Raw genomic sequence first — 19,559 nt, forward strand, 5'->3', positions numbered from 1 at the left:
ACATGCTGGCATGTTAAGCATTTTGACTTTATGGCCCAAACAAATATGAGGAATTAGCAATTTACGCAGTAAATTAGCGGTTTCCGAATATTTGTAGAATTGCGAGAATGACGATAGTCATGGAGCAATTCGTATATCATAATTTTATTAGGTTACCCGGAAGTATATGAAGTGAGGTAGACCTGGGGAAGTGTCAGGCCGGGGCCAGACACAGGAGGACACTGTGGTTACCCGGAAGTATATGAAGTGAGGTAGATTTGGGGAAGTGTCAGGCCAAGGCCAGACACGTGTGGATACCCGTGAGGTTATGGAATGAGGAAGGTTAGTGTTGAATGAGTGTTTTTAGTATAAAGCCGGATAGTGTGAGGCCATACGGTAATGTGCTGATTGGGTCGGGAGATAAGCTGAGGCAGTACTCGGGAGAGATCACTTCCATTATGGGAGAGCTTGACGGTAGCCTTGAAGAGGTGAAGCCGTCGCTGGAGGTGCTGGCGAACCAGACGATGGAGGAGTCGAATGCATTAAGTAAGCTGGGTGATGCGTTGACGAGGATCGTGGCGGAGTATACCGGGGCTGAGTCGAATATTATGGGAAATATGAATGGCTCAGGCGGAGACGGGTACGATATCCACGATGACAACGGAGCTTGGGATGGACAGTCAGATCTCTATGATGATAAGGGGCAGTACGGCGGCAATCAGGATGCTTTTAAGAACCGTAATGATGTTCATGAATGGTGGTTTCTCAGATGGGGAAAAGACTGTGATCTGTATGATTTTATTCGACAGCATCCGGGATATGCGGATATGACGAATGAAGAGATCGAGGCTCTTTTAGATACTTTTGCTGATAATGGATGCGGCCTGGTTGCTGAAACGAACATGATTTTTGCTGAATTCGAAGGAAGGCAGGAGGAGTTCGAAAAGGCGTTTGGTTTCCCCATGTACAACAAGAAAGGGGAACTTAATTATGAGATGCTGGCTATGGATTATTTCCTGTCGACTAAGGATAAATTTTACATAGGTCCTGATGATCAACAGGGATTAAACGCTCTTTCTGATTCTATCTACAATTATTACAGACATAATCCGGATGAATTCAAAAAGAGATATGGAATTGATTATTTTGACTCCGATGGAAATGTCACTGGGGATGCCTGGAATAAAGTTCTGGATGAACGAGATGCTATGGCTGAAGATGCCAGGAGAAACCAAAGGGATTATGTAATTTACCGCAAGGATGAAGTGGGATCAACGCCTGATGAGACTATAAACAAGACGAATCGTTATCTTAGGGATAGGGGAATTAATTCATATACAGCGACATCTGTAAAGGGAGCTTCGCCTTCGAGTATTAAGAAAGAGCTTGAAAATGGCAAGACACCGATTATTGCTGCAAGAGAATTTAATCTCTATGATGAGAATGGCGTTAAGATAAATAAAAAGCTCATCGGAGACCACGCAATGGTTATTACGGGTGTTACCGATGATGGAAAATATATTGTTTCTTCCTGGGGAAGGAGATATATTCTTGATCCCAATGAGACGACAAGCGACGGAAATTCGATTATCAAGTCTTTGTATGTAACTGATATTTATGATGAAGGGAAAATGAAAGATGGAAACAGCGAATTATAAGGCAGGACATGTATTGTGCAAGTTTGTAAGCGAGGGAAATGAGGAGCTTACTTTTAAGGGGCTTAATGATGAGGTGATCTATGTGACACCTAGAAAGTGCCTGTGGGAGAATACTATTTATCCTGACAGTACTTACTGCATTAGCTTCTGGGAGAAGAATAAGAGGGAGAGAGAGGACGGCTCGGTGTATTTCGAGGTGTCGGAGGTTGTGTCGAAGGTTAGGTTTATGGCGGGAGAGTAAATGGAGGAAGTGGTTACCCGGGAGGGTATGAAGTGAGGAAGACTTGGGGAAGTGTCAGGCCGGGGCCAGACACGTGTGGTTACCCGGGAGGTTATGGAGAGAAGAAGGAAATGGTAATGGCTACCCGGAAGGGTATGATGTGAGGATGATTGAGGAATGGATGGGGTGTCAGACATGGGAAGCTGGCACCCCGGTTTTTTATTCATAAAATTTGGAAATGACATTAAATCTGGGCAGTGCTAAAGAAACATAACCATGCCTGGGTGATAGGATGATACCTCTTTTTATGAGCCGCTCTCTGTACTGGGAGAAACTGGCGGAGGTTATTGAAGTCTTTTTACAAATAGCCTGAACTTTCGTTTCGTCGGAGGAGATAGCTCTTACTATTGCACGCTCTTGCGCGGACAGTGATTCCCATATTTTTCTGTAAACGAAGTCATCAAGCATATCGTCGAGTTTGTTCAAGATGTCAGGCAGAGGCATCTCTTCACGGTACTCATAATATAGGAGACCAAGTGCCTGAAATGCAAAGGCATAACCTTTGGTAATATTGGCAAGGTTAAGGGCAGTGTCGAAGTCAATGTCAAATATTTTCATATATTGCTTGGTTATCTGCTGAAGGCTCAGGGGGTCAAGCTTAATCTTTGGGGCTCTGAGAAGGAAGGTAAGTGCCGGATCGTTCTGTACCACGTAGATATTCTCATAGAGTCCTGTCATAAGGAGAAAGAGAGGATAGTCTTTTCTGATGAATATCTGGAACTGGCTGGCGAAGCGGCGCATGTTCTCATCGGGCTGGACTTCGTCTATGGTTATGATTATTTTCTTATTTTTCTTCTTCAGGGAGACAAGTATTTTCTCAATTATGCTTATGCTGTCCTGAAGATCTTCCTTACCGCCAACGCCAACACCAAAACCGGCAATTGAAATGTTGAAGCCTTGCTTCATTATGTCGGGAAATTTACTGCAGGAGTCTACAAGTCTCATGGCCAGATCGTCCAGGAGATTCTGTGTTGAGTTAAGGTCAATGATAATGTAGCTGTCATCCTGTTCAAGTTCGGCGGTGACGGCTGTCATCAGAACAGTTTTGCCGCTGCCTCTGATACCTTCGATGAGGTAGGTCTGGCTGATGGGATTGTCTGCGGTGAAGGTGGAGACGATGGTCTCGGTGGCTTCAAATCTTGATATGTATTCGGCGGGACGTTTGCCGAAGGTTAAGGTGAAGGGGTTGTCTTTTTTCATGAGATGGCCTTTCATAAATTTTCATAAATTGTCATATTTCATCATAAATATATTATACATTCATAAATTGTCATAATTCAAGTGGCTGTTCATAAATTGTCATAAATTATCATGATTCATTATAAAATGAAATCCAGCGTGGTTTCATATGGCTACCCGGGAGGGTATGATGTGAGGAAGACTTGGGGAAGTGTCAGGCCGGGGCCAGACACGTGTGCGGTCCGGGAGCGTTGTGTATTAATTATTGAAGTGTGGGGGAAAAGCGTTCATAATTATCTCGAAAACTATCGGTATGAAAATTGTGTAGTTGACGGGAGAGAGAGATGAGAAGAATAAGAAGAGTGGGAAAGAGGGCGATCAGCGCTATGCTGGTTGCCATGTTTGCGATGACTTCGGTTCCTGTGGAGTCGTTGGCGTCTGAGCCGGTGAGAGAGTCGGCTTCGGGTAGTTCTACTGAGGAAGCTGCTTCATTTGAGGCGGAAGATTCGTTTGAAGAAGAGCTTTCGTCTGAGGAAGAGCTTTCGTCTGAGGAAGAGCTTTCGTCTGAAGGCATTTCGTCTGAAGACATTTCATCTGAGGAGCCTGTGTCTGAAGAGGTGACAGCACTTGAAGAAGTGCCGGCACATGAAGAGGCTTCATCTAGGAAAGTATCGTATGTAGAAAATCAATATGAAAATGGATATGTGCCTGCGGTGCCGGAGACTTATACGAATGTACAGAGCTGCGGAGACTACGAGTATGTGGTTAGAGATGGCGGTGCGGTAGTTACGGGGTATGTCGGAAGTGACGCGATTATTGTTATTCCGAGTGAGATGGATGAGTATCCTGTTACGGCGATTGGAGACAGGGCGTTCTATGAGAAGACCTTTGGCAAGATAATGGTGCCAAGCGGCGTTACATCAATAGGCGTTGAGTCTTTCAGTAACTGCACATGGGCAGGGAATTATGAAACTGCGGATTATAACGGGGAGCCTTTTACTGTAGTGCTTCCTGAGGGACTTACAGATATTGGTGAGAGGGCATTTGAGAATACGGATATATTTGGAATTCAGATACCTTCCACTATTTTACATATAGGTAAGGATGCCTTTGTATGTAATATCTATGAAGTACAGTTCGCTGAGGGAACAAAAAAGATTCCGGATTATGCATTGTACGGGAATGTTCGAATAGATCATATGAATTTTCCGAAGAGTCTGGAGGAGATTGGTGTCTATGCTTTTTACGGATGTACAGGCCTTAGGGAGCTGACATGGGGAGATAGTATAACCACCATCGGAGAATGGGCATTCTACGGATGTACTGCTATGCATAATGCCGGCAGATCAGGAGAATATAACTATTACACCAGTGATACTGTCGTCATGCCGGGCAAACTTCGCAATATCGGTAGGTGCGCATTCGGTGGCTGGGGGCCTTATAATGATCATCCTGAGTGGGAATATTATGAACCCTCAGCGGAGGTAAGCTTTGTGCTGCCTCGAGAGCTGGAGCATTTTGATTCGTTAATATTTGATGGCACCAGGATAAAGTCTCTTACCATGCCTGTTGATCTTCGTAAGCTCCTCATGAATGAATATGGGGGATATTATGACTATTCAGGCGATAATGTAGAGGGGCCGTTCTCCAGTCTGTATGTGGAAGAAATCGTTTTTGATAGTGCAACCCAAGATATACCGGATTTTTTGTGCAAAGGTATGTGGAAACTGAGGAGTGTATATCTTCCTTACGATATTTGTAGTATTGGAAAAGAAGCTTTTGCAAACTGCGGAGAGCTTATTAATGTTCTGGGTAATGAAGATCAGACAGCCGATTACAGTAATGACAAGAAGAGATTTGAACATCTGGGCTATATTGGAGATGGCGCTTTTAAGAATTGCAATTTTCGCTGGGAATATGTGTATTTTCCTGAGTATATGAGCTATATCGGGGCAGATGCATTCAATGGTGTAATAATTGGAACTGTGTATTTTCCTAAGGGTTTCGATCATGGAATGTCTGGTGAGGATTTTTATATATATGGATATGACGCAAGCATTGGCTATGGTGCCTTTGCATGTGCGGAAAAGATCGTTTTTCCTGAGGGTACCACGTACATTGTTGGTAATGCATGTTCCGGAGACTATTGGCTTAAGGAAGTGGTGATTCCTGATACGGTAGAGCTCATCGGGAATTCTGCCTTTGAAGGTGCAGGTGATGGGTATTATAACCCGGAGCTTACTATTCCTGATGGGGTTAAGAAAATTGGCCTGGCTGCCTTCAAGAACTGCGATCTGACTATTTGCAATATTCCCAGCAAGATCACAATGATTCCCGAAGAGGCGTATCTTGGATGTAAGTTCAAGGATGGTGTATCTATTCCGTCAGGAGTTACTACGCTTGGAAGAGCAGCTTTTTCCGAATGCGAAGCCAGCTCATTGACTATTACTGACGGAGTGACGGAGATTCCGAAGGAGTGCTTCAAGGATTCCAAGATAGGCAGCATAAGGCTTGGTGATAATGCTTATTTTATCGAAGATTATGCCTTTGCGGGGAGCGCTATAACTTCCATGAGTATTCCGGCAGCGGTATACAGTATGGGAGAGCATGTTTTTGAGAGGTGCACGAAACTTACAAGTATCAGTTTCCCTGAGGGCATTGGGGATATTCCAAATTATGTCTGCAAAGACTGTGAGGCGCTGACAAGTGTAAAGTTTTCTTCAGAAACCTATTGCATTGGTAAGTATGCTTTTTCCGGATGTAAGAATCTGACAAGTGTGAGCATTCCTGCGAGTGTCTCTGAGATTTCTGCGAGTGCTTTTGAAAAAACAGGTCTGACTTCTCTTAAGATTGGCAAGAAGCTGCAGACAATCGGCTCTTATGCTTTCTCCGGAACTGCAATCAAGAAGGTGGAGATCCCGGATACGATATATGAGGTGGGAACCGGCGCTTTTTCTGATTGTAAGAATCTGGCATCTGTTAAGCTGCCGAAATCGCTGACAGAGGTGCCTTACAGGATGCTCTCAGGATGTACGGCTATTGAGGAGATTGAGATTCCTGAGGGGTATACCACGATTCGCGGATATGCTTTCAGTGGATGCAGCAAGCTGAAGGTGATCAAGCTCCCGATCACGCTTACGTTTGTTGAGAGCTATGCTTTCTACAACGTGGGGCTTAAGACGGTTAAGTATGCGGGAACGGAAGAGGATTTCAAGCAGATTACAATTCGTTCTTATAACGATACGCTGAAGAGGGCGACGAAGGAGTATATGACGTCTGATGACGAGACTACTCCAAGAGTTGTTCTGTATCCGTCATCAATCATTCTGGACCTGGATGCTACTAAGAAGATCAGCTATATGATCTATCCGAGGGATCCTGCCAATAAGATTGTAACCTGGACCAGTACTCATCCTGAGATTGCTGAGGTTGATAATAACGGAATCGTTAAGAGTCACAAGGTGGGTAAGACCACGATCCTGGCATACAGTGACAAAGGACTTATTGGAACCTGTGATATTCAAGTTGCAAATACAAGTTACAGAATCAAGTCTTTCTCATTTGGAGGAGACGAAGCAAAGATAAGTACCGGTGATGATACGCCTCTGTATGGACATAGAGACTTTACATTGGGATTCCCGACAGATTTCCCGATCAATTATGTCCTGGAAGATGGTTATATCAAGATCGGACTTAATGTTAAGAGCGAGCTGTTATCAGGAAAATCAACTGAAAATGGCGGCGCCATGAAGCATGAGAAAGCAGATTCTTTTGCTAAAGAATTCGAAAATTTTGTAGATGATCTTAAAGACACCGGGGAATTAACCACAAAGAATTGGGATAAGATTCAAAGAGCTCAGGCGAGAAAGTTTGGAAACACCAAGATTCCCGGAGTTTCCGGAAAGGTGAACTTTGTCTTTGCCGGATATATGGAAGCTGAATGGAGAGACGGAATAGACCAGGTGAGAGGCACTGTGATTGTGGGGCTTAGTGCTTCCGAAACCTTCCGAAAGCAGTTCTATGCTGAGGTGCCTATAACTATTAGCATTTCAGTATCAGCATCAGGTAAGCTTATAGCTAGTGTCACCTATGACTATACTCAGGCTCAGTGGTACGGAGATATTTCTCTTGCAATTGAGTTTGGCTTGGAACCATATGTAGGAGTGGGATTGTCAGATTATCTGTCTGTAGGTGTTTATGGTAAAGGAACTTCTACGACTAAGATAACTCTTTTGACTAAGGATCCCAAAGCGCCAAAGGGTCTTAAAGAATGGTCACTGTCAGGAGAGGCCGGACTTAGAGGATATTTTGCTAAAATACCGCTAACGCTGACGCTGGTGGATAACAGTGATGAACCGTACTATATTTATCAAGACTACAAGCGTGTTAAGCATGATAAAAAGAAGGGTTCATTTAACGCAGTAGCAGAAAACGGAGAAGATTATATAGATCAGTTCAATATAACTGCTCTGGCAGCTACAGAGGGAATACAGTACGCTAAGGCAGCGCCTGACGGAACTGTGGTATCTGACGTATATAATGCGGCTAAGCCTGCGTTTGCGGTTTCCGATGATGCAACTATGATGCTGTATGTTGCAGATGACAAGGATCGAGAACTCCTGAATCAGACTAAGCTGGTATACAGCATGTATGACAAGGAGACAGGAACATTTAGCGCTGCAAATGCTGTTCTGGACGATGGAACAGCGGATTATGAGCCGGAAGTATACTGTGACGGCAAGGATATCTATGTGGCATGGCTTGATTCCAACAAGATCTATAGCAAGGATGCGGGTCTTGACCTCAAAGGCTATGCAACATCCTTCAAGGTTCATGTGGCTAAGTACAATCCTGAAAGCGGTAAGTTCGATGATCTTGGAACTCCTCAGGATGTAAATGCTGCAAGCTATACCTATATTCCTAAGCTTGCTGTGACAGATGCGGGACTTGAGCTTGTATATGTAGAGAACAAGGACAGTGTACTGTTTGGACTCTCCGGCAATAATACCATCAGCAGATGGAAGTACGTCGAGGGAAGCTGGGAGAAGCTTGGAAATATTGACAAGCTTAATGCGGTAACAGGTCTTGATATCGAAGCTGCAGAGGAAGGCGGACTGAAGGTTGCTTATGTGGTTGATAAAGATAACGATCTGTCAACAGATGAGCAGAGTTTGTATGTAAGGCTTGGAGATTCGCAGACTTCTGTGGAGGTTGCAGGTGTATCAAGCATAGCTTACACAACAATTCCTTCATCAGAGAATGGAGGAAAGGAGCTTGCAGCCAATATAGGCGGCGGATTGTACTATTTTAACGGAAGTGCGTTTGAGCAGGTGCTGTCTGAAGGCACGATGAACAGGGATTCAAGGTTTGTTGCAAACGGAGATGACGTATATTTCCTGTGCAATGGCGATGAGAACAGGAATCTTGCGGTTGCTACATTTGACGACGGAGAGTGGGGAACTACTCTTTTGACACATGGTGAGGACTATATTGATGCCTTCTCGGTAATGGGTGACAAGATCTGTTATCTGTGCAATGAAGCAACGGTTGAGAGTACGGCTGATATTGAGATTTTCTCAACGATTAAGATTCTGGAGAACACAAGGATTAACGATATCGAGCTTGAGGACACAGATTTTAATACCTCTGATGTGTATGAAGGCGCAGAGCTGTACACCGATCTCTATATCAAGAACAACGGAACTAAGAGGGCTAAGAAGGCCAGTGTATCTGTAACTTACGGCGGAACAGAGATTGCAAGCGGAGCGCTGGATATTGATCTGATGCCGGGTGAGTGTGAGGCTTACGAGTACTCTTTTGACATACCTAAGGATCTGTCGGAGGGCGGAGAGTTCATTGTAAGTGTGACAACTGACGGCGATGCGGATGCCGGCAATAACAGTAAGACGCTGGGACTTGTGAAGGCGGATCTGGGCGTTCATGCAAGCTATGATGACAGCACAGAGGTGCCGATTCTGGAGGTTCTGGTGGAGAACAAGGGTATTGTGGACTCCAACATGACTATGACTGTTAAGGATGAGGCCGGCGCGGTTATCATGACCAAGACGGGAGTTGCCAAGGCAGGACAGCTGATGAGTTTCGCTGAGGAGTACACTGACACGAAGATGCAGACTCTTACAGTGGAAGTTACGGGCGATGCCGAGGAGTTCTATCTGATGAACAACTCTACACTTGTGAAGGTTGGAAAAGAGGCTGTGAAGGAAGAGGAAGACCTTTACGAGGAGCCTACCCCGGAGCCTTCTGAGGAAGAGAAGGAAGAGGCGTTCGAGGTAAGTTTTGCCAAAGATGAGACGGATCCTTATGAGGGGCTTGCTTGCAACAGTGTGAGCGGTCATTATGAGACTGTTTATACAGGAAGCGAGGTTAAGCCTGCGGTAGTGGTTACCGGTTATAAGGGCGTGCTTCGCGAGGGCGTTGATTATACGGTTTCCTACAGTAACAATGTAAATGTAAGTGAGAAGAAGCCTGCAACTGTGACGGTTACGGGTAAAGGTGATTATTCAGGGAAGTTTGTTCTGGAGTACTATATCCTGAAGGCGGATCTGAATGAATTAAGGAGTAGAGACCTGCTGGTAGTTCCTGAGAAGATCAGGATTCAGAGTGGCAAGAAGGCTGCGACCTCGCTGATGTACGGTGATTATCAGCTGAAGGCTTCGGACTATACGCTGAGTGATACAGGTGTTATCAAGAAGGATACGACGGTTGATGTGATCGGTAAGGGGAACTTTACCGGAACGCTGAAGGGAATTCCTGTTAAGGTCCTCACTGCGGCTGAGGTTAAGAAGCTGACGATCAAGGCTACGTTGAAGGCTAACAAGAAGACCTATGACGGTGAGTGTCATGGCGTTACTGTTACAGAAGATGGCGTTAAGGGTGAGCTGACAGTTACGGCGGGAGCTTCCAAGACTCCGCTTCGATACGGTGTGGACTTCGAGCTGGACTATTTTGCCAATGTGAATGCAGGTACAGCCAAGGTTGTAATAACGGGCATGGGCGAGTACCTGGGGACTGTGACGAAGACTTTTGCCATTGCTCCGGATAAAAAGAGTAAGATCACGGCAGAGCTTAAGAATCCTGAGGCGACTGTTTACTACACGGCAGCAGGGGCTAAGCCTGCAGTTGTTGTGGCGAGTGAGATTACAGGGGTGCTGTGTGAGAATGTGGACTACAAGGTTACTTATTCAGGCAACAAGAAGGTTGGAACGGGTAAGTACACGGTGACATTCCTTGGTAATTACAAGGGTCATGCGGCAATCAAGAATCAGACTTTTGCTATCAAGGCTGCTTCTTTTGCCAAGGCGACTGCGGTCTGCGAGGACAAGATATATACGAAGCCCGGCAAGTATCTGTCGGCGCCGATGGTTATGGTTGGAAGTTCGCTCCTGTCAGCAGGGGACTACACGGTTCAGTACTACGACGGTGAGTATTCCGACAGCAAGGAGATAACGGCTAAGAATAAGCTGAAGACGGAGTTTGCGGAGGGCGAGAAGTCGAGAGAGATCATTGTGGTTATAACCGGTAAGGGTAACTATCAGGGCCAGAGGATATTTGCAAGTTACAAGGTTGTCAGGGCCGATGATACGGTGATCAACCTGTCGAAGGCTAAGATTGTCAGCAAGGATAAGGACGCCAAGGGAAAAGATGTTGCGGTTCCCACTCAGGCGTACACGGGCGGACGAATCGAGCCGGAGATCAGAGTTCTTGTGAAGAAGGGCAAGAGCTGGGAAGAGGTTGATGCAAGTGCTTATGCTGTGACTTATGTTAATAACGTGAAGTGCGGCAGTGCGACGGTTGTTGTGACGGGTAACGGTGACGGCGCTGTGGGAAGTGCGAGCGGGAAGTTTAAAATCGCAGCGAGAAGTGTTAATGGATTTAGGGTAAAGAAATGAAATTCATCGTAGATGAGTGAAATGGTTACCCGAAAGTATATAGAGTGAGGTAGACATGGGAAAGTGTCAGGCCGGAAGGCCTGACACTTTTGCTGCTTACGAAAGTTTATGGAGAGAAGAGTGATCATTCATATATGCTGAATTGTTTGGTGGCGGTGCCGGAAAAGCGCCCTTTTCCCTTGATGATGACGGTGGGGGATTTGGAGGTGCCGGCGGCTGCCACTTTTTTGTTGTTCTTATAAGAGAGGGTGTAGTCTACGCCCTGGGTAAGCTCTGTCTTCTCACCATCGGGGCCCAGGAAGGTTACAGTGACGGGAGGGGTGGAGCCTTTTTTATTATACTGAGCGGCAGGGACTTTGATCTCAAGGCGGCTGTCTGAGTCGTTCTTGATGTTGTAGGGCAGGACTTTGAAGGTCACTGTCTTGGAGCCGGTGAAGCCTCGCTCGCCGCCAAGGCCTACGATGCGGATCCTGTGGGTGCCGACGGTGGAGTAGTTATCCTCGACTTCAAGGACGTCGTAGTCTGTGCCGGGTTCAAGGGCCTCTTTGTTGTAGTAGACGAAGGCGCGGCCTGAGGTGAAGAGGTCCATAGGAGTGGTGTCGCAAACGATGTCGCAGTAGCTGAATTTGAGGGCTTTGCGATTAGAGTCTCCAACGGTGAACTTGGAGGCGGGGATTATCTCCTTGGGGTTAACGATGAGGACGGATATGGTCTGCCCGTGGGTGCCCATGAAGTTACCTTCATCGTAAGCGACGATGCTGATGGTGTAGTTGGCATCAAGGTCATTTAATATAACCTTGGAAGGGTCGTCGATGATGCCCTGGAGGCCATTGTATTCAAGGTGATAGTCGGTGCCGAGTTTCAGTGTCTTGGAGCCGTAGGTGAGCTTAGGCTTGATGGAGCTTAGTTTTTTGCTGCCCTTGGATACGGGGATCACGGTCTCAGTGGTGACAACGGCGCGGGAAATGGGCACCTGGTCTATGGTGAAGTAGAAGGTGCGGGAGGTCTTGTTTTGCCCCTTGGTCTTAACTGTGAAGCTGGGGGTGGTGCCTGCGGGGGCGCTGGCCTTGACGTTCTGGGAGTAGGAGATGGTGTAATCCTTGCCCTGAGTAAGTCTGGCGGTGCCGCTGTAGACTGCGATGTCGCGGTCAAAGGTTATTTTGGAGCCGGTATAGCAGGCGGAGTAGCTAAGGTGCGAGGAGTCGGAGGGGCGGACTACGTCGCTGTCTATGACGTACCAGGTGGTCTGGGGGATATTTGCCGGATCGTTGTCAAACTGCTCCCTGACGGACTCGTCGGTGATGTCGCCCCAGTCGATGGCAGCGTCTTCTATGTCGTTTTCGCCGGATTCTTCGGTGTCGGAAGAATTTTGGTCGGAGGTTTCTTTATCTGAATCTGAGTTATTCGGGTCGTCGATATTATGGGCTTCCTCGGCGCTGTTTTTTGCCGAAGAATTGTTTGTAAAGGCTTTGATGCGGAAGTTGTCGGGGAGGGGGTACCAGTGGGATCCGACAGCGTAGTAGCTCTCTCCGTCTGAGGCGGAGGCGCAGAGGTAGCTTCCTTGCTTGTAGCTGGCATCAGCCATGAGGGAGTCGCTGCCGAGGGTTACGACAACGGCGAATTTGTGACCCTGGGTGAGGGGCACGGGGGAGGCAAGGGGAACGTTAATGTATCCTGCAAAGGGCGTTACGCCTGTGGTTGTGGCTGAGGATACGAGGGTTCCGGATGCGGGGGTATCGATTACGTCGCGGTAGATCTCGACGGTGTAGCTGGTGGAATCGGCCAGTGAGTAGAAGGTGACGGCGCGGAGGGTCTCGTCGTCACTTCCGGAGTGGGCGGTGAAGACGTTGGCTCCTTTGGCAACTGAGGTGAAGGCACCTGCGTTGTTGCCGTCGTACTGGTAGTTGTTGTCATAATTATCGGCGGGGGCTGCCTCGAGGGCGTAGAAGGTGTCGATGATGCTGGGCTCGTAGTAGGACATCCAAAAGTAGCCGGCGTAGTCGAGATTGTCGGGGCTGCCGGTGGTGGTCCAGCTGTTTCTGATGAGGAAGGCTCCGTCGCCGGGAGCTTTTTTGGCAAAGTTATTTCCTGAAAAATCGTCGTCCCAGCCTACGATGACAACGGCGTGGTTGGCGTCGATGGGGGTAGAGTTGTAGTAGCTCTTATGTTTTTTGCTGTAGACGTTGGTGCTGACGGCGCCGGACATGTTGTCGATTGCTCCGAAACACATGCCTGCGGCGCCATAATCGGTGACCATCTGCTTGATGGGGGCGAGGGCGGAGATGTCCTTGGAGGAGCGGAAGCTGTCCATGTCGATCTCGGCTATGTAGGCGCTTTTTAGATGAGCGTAGTCGTTGTAGGCAAGGGAAGCGGACAGGCCGGAGGTTCTGAGCTTGTCAGCCTGTTTGTAGGGGACGGTGGTTTCGGATGCTGCGCCTGTCCATTTGGCCAGGGTCTGGAAGGCCATCTCGAAATTGCCGCCGTAGTTAAGGACGTTGTTACCGTAGGATATATAGTCGCCTTCTGTTCCGCCTAGGGGGTCAACGACGGAGTTGAAGGTGAAATAGGCAAGGTGAAGCTCGGAGAGATCGGGCTCGGTGTAGATGCCTTTTTTCATAAGGTTGATCTCTGCGAGGGCGAGGGAAGCGAAGGACCAGCAGGTGCCGTAGGGGTTCTGGTCGCGAAGGGGCGGGAGGTCTGCGGTTCTGTAGGATGAGGGATAGGTGGCAAGGAAAGCGGCGTCATCTGCTGTGTCGCCGCGGATGATGTTGGTGGTGATGCCGTCGAGGGAGAGACCGGTGGAGAAGGTGCGGGTGTCTTCTTCGGCGTCTTCGAGGAGGGTGTCTTGTTCGTAGGCTCCGTCATCTGAGGCGTCTGAGAGGGAGTCTTCTTCTAAGAGGGAGTCTTCTTCTAAGAGGGAGTCTTCTTCTAAGAGGGAGTCTTCGGTTGTGGCGTCTGCGAGGGAGTCTTTTTCTGCTTCCTCTGAAAGGGCGCCGGGAGCATCTTCGAGAGATATTGTGATGCCTTCTTCGAGAGGCTCAGAGCTATTTTCGTCTACAATATTAGACTGAGTTTCTGAACCGGATGAAATTACATCAGAAGTGTAGATTTCTTCTAATTCACTGTTTTCCGTAAGGACATATGCTCCGCCGTCCGTGGCAAGTGCTGTGCCTGCACCGGAAAACATCATTACTGCGCTCAAGATCATAGCAAGGAACTGCTTTTTCATAGCTCTTTTACCTCTCTTACAACTTTTTAGATTAACTCCGTTTAAAGTAAAAAATTGAAGGCCACATACTGAAGATATGTTATCAAAGGGTTATTTCTTTTCCCTGTAGAAATCATTAAAACACTGTAAAGAATGGCCTTTTTGGAGACTTTATTTCAGGTTGGCGGCGGGATTTGAAATTAAATATGTGGGGGCAAAAAATACCCCCAAAGCATGGGTGCTTGGGGGAGTGAGTTCACTGATATATTTCGAGGACCTGCCACAGGGGCATGACGTCGTGATTTTTCCAAGCTTCGTAGAAGCCTTCGTCCATCTCCTCTTTCATGGCAAGGAAGCCGTCGTCGGGGTTGTTGCCATAGGTGCAGCTGTAGAGTTCGTAGCTGTTCTGGGTGCGGGGGTCGTAGAATTTGTAGTGGAAGATGGTGAAATAGCCTTCCGTCATAACAGCTTTGCCTCTCTCGGCGGCTGTGTGGGCGGCGCCTGCGGATTCGTCGGGCCACATCTGGCACCACATCTCAACGGTGCGGTTGGCAATGCAATGCTCCACCGGCACTCCCTGGGAGGCGGCATATCCAAGGGCGTTGGCTTCTATATGTCTTTCGAGTTCCTGCAAATCTGGTAAAGGTGTCATAGCGCTCCTTTTCTGCCCGGGATACAGGCTGCTAATTAGGTAGTGTATTCTTATATTATACCATATTTTCGTGCATAAATATGCGTTAAAAACTTATAATTAATTAGTTCTCAGTTTCAAAGGCTATTGGTGCGCCGGTGCTTACTGCAACGAACTTGGCAAGGCCATCCTCGGTGGTTTCTATTGCTCCGGTTATTGAAGATGGTGCTATGTTTGAGTCTATGCTTAACCCTGAGGTGGTCTCCACGCCGCTCTTAACCGCCTCTACATACTTAATGTCATACTTAATCTCTTTTGCCAAGAACAATATTCCAGCCAGGCGAAGGGCATCCTCGGCTTCGTGGTAGAGCCGGGCTCTCTTCTCAATCTCCTGCGTGAGGATGTCACGGGGGAATTTGGAGAGGACGGTGACTGCGAGGCTAAAGTAGGCTTCGTCAAGGTCGCCGAGGCACTCGAAGAGAAAGTCAATGCCTGCGCTGTTCTTGGGATACTTAAGCATCTCCAGGACCTTCACGCCGTTGCAGACGCAGAATTCATTCATGTAGGAAGCGAAATCTGTGATCTGTTCAAGGGGAACGTTGTTGCAAAGAGCGGCATTGTACATGATATGTAGCTCTGAGTCGGACAGGACCCTTTCGTAGATCTCGGGGTTGATCTGATTTTTTTCGATGGCCGCCTTGAATTTGCCGTTTTTGACGACGGTGTCAGGGTGAGCGCTTCTTGCGATATTTTTTTCCCACTGATAGCGGACGCGGCCCCAGTCTGCGGTGCTTAGGTCGTTACCGTGTTTGGCGATGACAGATCTAAAGTTCCTGGCGGTGTAGGCGGGCGCTTCCTTGTAGTACATGCCTCTTTCCTCAAAAAAGCTCTCGATGTCCGCTGCAATATGGTAGGACCTGGCAAGAGCCGGGAGCTGGATGGAATTGCCGTCAATGGTATAGAGAACGTTCTCCTCTTTGTTGTAGCCGTAGATCAGATCCACAGGGATGTAGCGGCCAAGGATCATGACCCATTTATCGGATTCGCTGACGCGGACAAAGCCTCTTTTACTGCCGTCGGGGGCAGTGTAGGGGTGGAAATTCTCTTTTTTAATGCTATCAAGGATCTGGGAGCGGCTGAACATGCTGCCAAAGTAAGGCATGCGGGTTGTGACTTCGCCGGCTTTTTTGCGGATACGCGCGAATATGCGTCTGCGTTTTGCTCGCCTTGCCTGAGCCTTGGCTTCCGCAGGGAGCTTCTCTTTTTTAACAGGTTTTTTGACAGGAAGCATCATCCATATCATGGGAGCGATGGACATGGGGAGCATTATCAGCGTCACCGCAAGGTCGCTCATGTGCTTACTCGGAAGTAGGCTCTCGATGAACATGCACACAATGAACGACGCTATAAAGCCTAGTGCCGACCAGCCGAGAAAGGCCACCGTGGCCATAAATTTTCCGAAGAAGCCGCCGCCTCCTTTTTTTACTATTTTGTCATATCTACTGGACATATGTTATACCTCGTTTTTCACTCGGGATATTTTAAGGGATATTGATTTGGAGTACAAGAGTAAATTGTGAACATTCTGTGATTGGGGTCTGACCCCAATTTTTTAATCTATGAATCTTCTGTGAAACAATGTCTGTAATTCTTGAATTTCTGTCGGTTAGATGGTACATTTCTTTTGGTTTTTTCCATAAAAAATATGGGTTGTTGGAGGTAAATTTAATATGAATAAGAGCAGGGGACCGATCATCGTTGCGGTGATCGCGACAGTGCTTATCCTTGGTGTTGCAGGATGGGTATTCAGTGTGCATTTCATAACAGGGCTTATGGCCAAGGGGCATCAGGATAAGGACGAGGATGTCTACGCTAAATACCAAGCGATAGAGAGCGCGTCTCTTCCTGAAGTATTGGGAGAGGTAAAAGAGGAGACGGATACCGATGAGACCAAGGAGGAGGCAGATAAGCTGACGGAATCTGAGGAGGAGAGCGAGGGTCTTACTCCTTCAGCGAACCGCAAGGAAGTGGATACGTCAGATTTTTATGCAATTTCAATGGGAAATTACAGCTATCAGTTGCCGCAGAAGGTCAGTGATTTTCTTGAGGACGGATGGACCTTCATGGGCGATGATAAGCCTTCCGATACGCTTAGTGGCGATCAGCAGACTATATTCTTCTTCTATACTCCCGAAAGTAGTTATGGTCATATAACTGTGTCCATCAAGAACTTCAGCCTCAATGAGCAGCAGCTCAAGGATTGTTATGTTGTGGCAATAGAGGCCGAAGAAAGACAGGTCGAAGACATGGGACTTACTACTGTTTGCGATGGGAACATCGTCATGGGCAGCAGCACAGTCGCAGATGTTAAGAGTAAGTACGGAGAGCCGGATGAAACCGAGGGAGAGAGTACCTATTATTACTACGGACAGGAGAATCATGAGCTTGATTCCCTGGAGGAATATGTGGAATTCGACTTCTCTGATGAAGGAATTGTTAACAGCATCATTGTAAAAAACGTAATGAAACCGGATGGTATTGAAGATGGTGAGGTAAACACCGAAGCCCCGGAATATTTGGGCAGATATGAGGCGCCTGCAGAACTTGGGGACGATCTTTTTTCCGGTAATTTCATGGTCAGCAAGGTGATACATAATCTTCCCTGTCCGCTTCAGACTTTTACGGATAACAAATGGAAGTATGACTACGATGAAGACACTGTGATTGGTGCAGGTCAGGGGGCCCTTATTATTCTCACCAAGGGCGAGCTGGTTATTTATGCCACCGTGGGCAACTTCGATGATAAGGCATGTCTTCTGAAGAACACTATGGTTACCGACATCGATTTCCACACCTTCGATGTTAAGATGGAGTTCCCCGGGGGCCTTAGCACAGATACAACAAAGGATGAATTTGAAGCCTATTTGAAGGAACACAATATTACCAATTACGACTACGACGAGAGCAGAGATTCTTATTTTCTTCCTTATGATCAGTCCGAGACCGAGAGGCATCTTTTCGAAAGTGGTATGACTTTTGTCTTTTCTGATGGCAAAATGTTTGAAGTTACCATGAAGAATTATGGCTGGCTTGCAGACTAAGATATATTTGGAGGAAAAAAGAAATGGATCAACAAAACGGAACAAAAAAGATATTGATTATAGCAGTTGCGGCATTCCTTCTTTTGGGAGCCTTGTCCTGGGGAGGACTGGTGGTGCTGTCAGCAAGGTTCTTCGGAGATAAGGATACTGCTAAGGACGCGGGTGCCAAGGCTAAATACGAAACTGTAGAGAGCGCAGCTCTTCCTGAAGTTCTGGGCGAGGCAAAAGAGGAGACAGAGGTCTCTGAGAGCGCAGAACAGGCAGAGGAAGTGCCGGAGCTTAATCTGCAGTCTGTGGAGCCCGATGAAGGGCTGTTCGGGAATGCTGAGGATACAGACGAGGCGAAAAAACCCGGGAAGACCAAGGATTCAGCGCATGTAAGTACGGAGCCTGATCCGATGAACTTTTTTGCCATAACAGTGGGAGATACAACTTATCAGCTTCCTCAGAAGGTCAGCGACTTTCTGGAGGACGGATGGACCTTTCCGGATGGAGAAGACTCGGAGGTTCTTGGAAGCAAGGAATATATAAGTTGTGAACTTCGCTACCCGGGAACCAGGGCTGACGCATATGTCTATATAACCAATTACAGCTTAGATTCCAAGACTGCCGATGAGTGTTATGTTACCAGGATCACATTCTATGCAGACAGGGCAGATGAAATGGGAGTATCTGTTACCGCTCATGGCGGAGACATAGTTTTTCCTACGGGAACTGCGGAAGATGTTAAAAAAGCCTGGGGAGAGCCTGATTACGTCACTGATGATTGTCTGTTTTTCTATGGATCAACCTATGACGATTACTACACAGATGATGACATGGTGTATGTCAATATTGCAGATGACGGAACTCTGGATTACTATTCCATAGCGACAGAAACTGAGCCGGAGGATCTCGATGAGGCTGAGGTGAGTGATGAAACCCCTGCCTATCTCGCCAAATATCAGGCTCCGGAGAGTCTCGGGGATGATCCTTTGTCCGGTAATTTCCGGCTTGACGGTGTTGTTTACAGCGTTCCCGTTCCGCTTAAGGTTCTGACTGACAATGGCTGGAAGCATGAGTATGACGAAAGTAGTGTGTGCGGCGCAGGCCTTGAGTATTCTATCGCTCTGGAAAGAGGAAAAGAGAGAATATATGTCACCGTCGGCAATTTCGATGATAAAGCCTGCATGCTGAAAAATACCATAGTCACCGAGGTTACTGTCTATGGAACCGATGCAAATATGGAGCTGCCCTGCGGTCTTAAGAACGATGTTACGCAAAAAGAGCTTCTTGCTTTTATGAAAAAGAACGGAATAGATAATTACGACTTCTATGATAACACCAAGAGCTACAAGATCCCCTTCGATCAGACCGGCAAGGACAGAAAGCAGGCCAACAACCTGTATGATGTGGTCTTTGGCTATACCGATAGCGACGATACGGTTCCGGAGTGGTTCTCAGTTAGAAGCTATGGCTGGATCAACGAGTAATATGATGTAGGTGTCAAAAGTATCTTTTGACACCATATGATATACGAATTGCTCCATGACTATCGTCATTCTCGCAATTCTACAAATATTCGGAAACCGCTAATTTACTGCGTAAATTGCTAATTCCTCATATTTGTTTGG

General features: G+C 47.2%; 9 protein-coding genes. 5 read left to right on the forward strand and 4 right to left on the reverse strand.

Translation table 11 applies throughout. The features are described 5' to 3' along the window. The first annotated feature begins 332 nt into the window (after positions 1 to 332). Both NXH67_RS03090 and NXH67_RS03095 read left to right on the forward strand, forming a co-directional pair. Positions 333 to 1,637, forward strand: coding sequence for a hypothetical protein (locus NXH67_RS03090; protein ID WP_272796333.1), 1,305 nt, complete (start codon positions 333 to 335; stop codon positions 1,635 to 1,637). After that, a complete protein-coding gene (locus tag NXH67_RS03095; RefSeq protein WP_272796334.1) occupies positions 1,618 to 1,878 on the forward strand; it encodes a hypothetical protein in 261 nt (86 codons plus the stop codon). The genes NXH67_RS03090 and NXH67_RS03095 overlap by 20 nt, the downstream gene beginning before the upstream one ends. 198 nt (positions 1,879 to 2,076) lie before the next feature. On the opposite strand, the gene NXH67_RS03100 is transcribed toward NXH67_RS03095, so the two are convergent. Next, positions 2,077 to 3,117: an AAA family ATPase gene (locus tag NXH67_RS03100; RefSeq protein WP_272796335.1), complete on the reverse strand. Its 1,041-nt coding sequence runs from the start codon at positions 3,115 to 3,117 to the stop codon at positions 2,077 to 2,079. Between the two features lie 323 nt (positions 3,118 to 3,440). Here NXH67_RS03100 and NXH67_RS03105 point away from each other — a divergent pair, with 323 nt between their 5' ends. Then, on the forward strand, positions 3,441 to 11,006 hold the full coding sequence (locus tag NXH67_RS03105) for a leucine-rich repeat protein (protein ID WP_272796336.1): 7,566 nt from the start codon (positions 3,441 to 3,443) through the stop codon (positions 11,004 to 11,006). Between the two features lie 124 nt (positions 11,007 to 11,130). Here NXH67_RS03105 and NXH67_RS03110 read toward each other — a convergent pair whose 3' ends face one another. The 3 genes from NXH67_RS03110 to NXH67_RS03120 all read right to left on the reverse strand — a co-directional run bounded on the left by NXH67_RS03110 (position 11,131) and on the right by NXH67_RS03120 (position 16,355). Continuing rightward, the gene (locus NXH67_RS03110; RefSeq protein WP_272796337.1) at positions 11,131 to 14,235 is read right to left on the reverse strand and encodes a lectin like domain-containing protein; all 3,105 of its coding nucleotides are present in this window, start codon (positions 14,233 to 14,235) and stop codon (positions 11,131 to 11,133) included. Between the two features lie 235 nt (positions 14,236 to 14,470). Further along, complete coding sequence (locus tag NXH67_RS03115) at positions 14,471 to 14,866, reverse strand: hypothetical protein (protein WP_022779962.1); 396 nt, start codon at positions 14,864 to 14,866, stop codon at positions 14,471 to 14,473. A gap of 103 nt (positions 14,867 to 14,969) precedes the next feature. Next, on the reverse strand, positions 14,970 to 16,355 hold the full coding sequence (locus tag NXH67_RS03120; protein WP_272796339.1) for a hypothetical protein: 1,386 nt from the start codon (positions 16,353 to 16,355) through the stop codon (positions 14,970 to 14,972). A gap of 220 nt (positions 16,356 to 16,575) precedes the next feature. Between NXH67_RS03120 and NXH67_RS03125 the strand changes: the two genes are divergently transcribed. Further along, positions 16,576 to 17,946, forward strand: coding sequence for a hypothetical protein (locus tag NXH67_RS03125; protein ID WP_272796340.1), 1,371 nt, complete (start codon positions 16,576 to 16,578; stop codon positions 17,944 to 17,946). A 23-nt stretch (positions 17,947 to 17,969) separates the two neighbouring features. Beyond that, positions 17,970 to 19,418, forward strand: coding sequence for a hypothetical protein (locus NXH67_RS03130; RefSeq protein WP_272796341.1), 1,449 nt, complete (start codon positions 17,970 to 17,972; stop codon positions 19,416 to 19,418). Positions 19,419 to 19,559 lie beyond the last annotated feature (141 nt).

The sequence above is a fragment of the Butyrivibrio sp. DSM 10294 genome, from assembly GCF_028539135.1.
GTDB lineage: Bacteria > Bacillota > Clostridia > Lachnospirales > Lachnospiraceae > Butyrivibrio.

Bases quoted from the DNA above. Each gene is read 5' to 3' on its own strand.
- NXH67_RS03090 (WP_272796333.1), top strand. From the start codon at position 333: ATGAGTGTTTTTAGTATAAAGCCGGATAGTGTGAGGCCATACGGTAAT.
- NXH67_RS03095 (WP_272796334.1), top strand. From the start codon at position 1,618: ATGGAAACAGCGAATTATAAGGCAGGACATGTATTGTGCAAGTTTGTA.
- NXH67_RS03100 (WP_272796335.1), bottom strand. From the start codon at position 3,117: ATGAAAAAAGACAACCCCTTCACCTTAACCTTCGGCAAACGTCCCGCC.
- NXH67_RS03105 (WP_272796336.1), top strand. From the start codon at position 3,441: ATGAGAAGAATAAGAAGAGTGGGAAAGAGGGCGATCAGCGCTATGCTG.
- NXH67_RS03110 (WP_272796337.1), bottom strand. From the start codon at position 14,235: ATGAAAAAGCAGTTCCTTGCTATGATCTTGAGCGCAGTAATGATGTTT.
- NXH67_RS03115 (WP_022779962.1), bottom strand. From the start codon at position 14,866: ATGACACCTTTACCAGATTTGCAGGAACTCGAAAGACATATAGAAGCC.
- NXH67_RS03120 (WP_272796339.1), bottom strand. From the start codon at position 16,355: ATGTCCAGTAGATATGACAAAATAGTAAAAAAAGGAGGCGGCGGCTTC.
- NXH67_RS03125 (WP_272796340.1), top strand. From the start codon at position 16,576: ATGAATAAGAGCAGGGGACCGATCATCGTTGCGGTGATCGCGACAGTG.
- NXH67_RS03130 (WP_272796341.1), top strand. From the start codon at position 17,970: ATGGATCAACAAAACGGAACAAAAAAGATATTGATTATAGCAGTTGCG.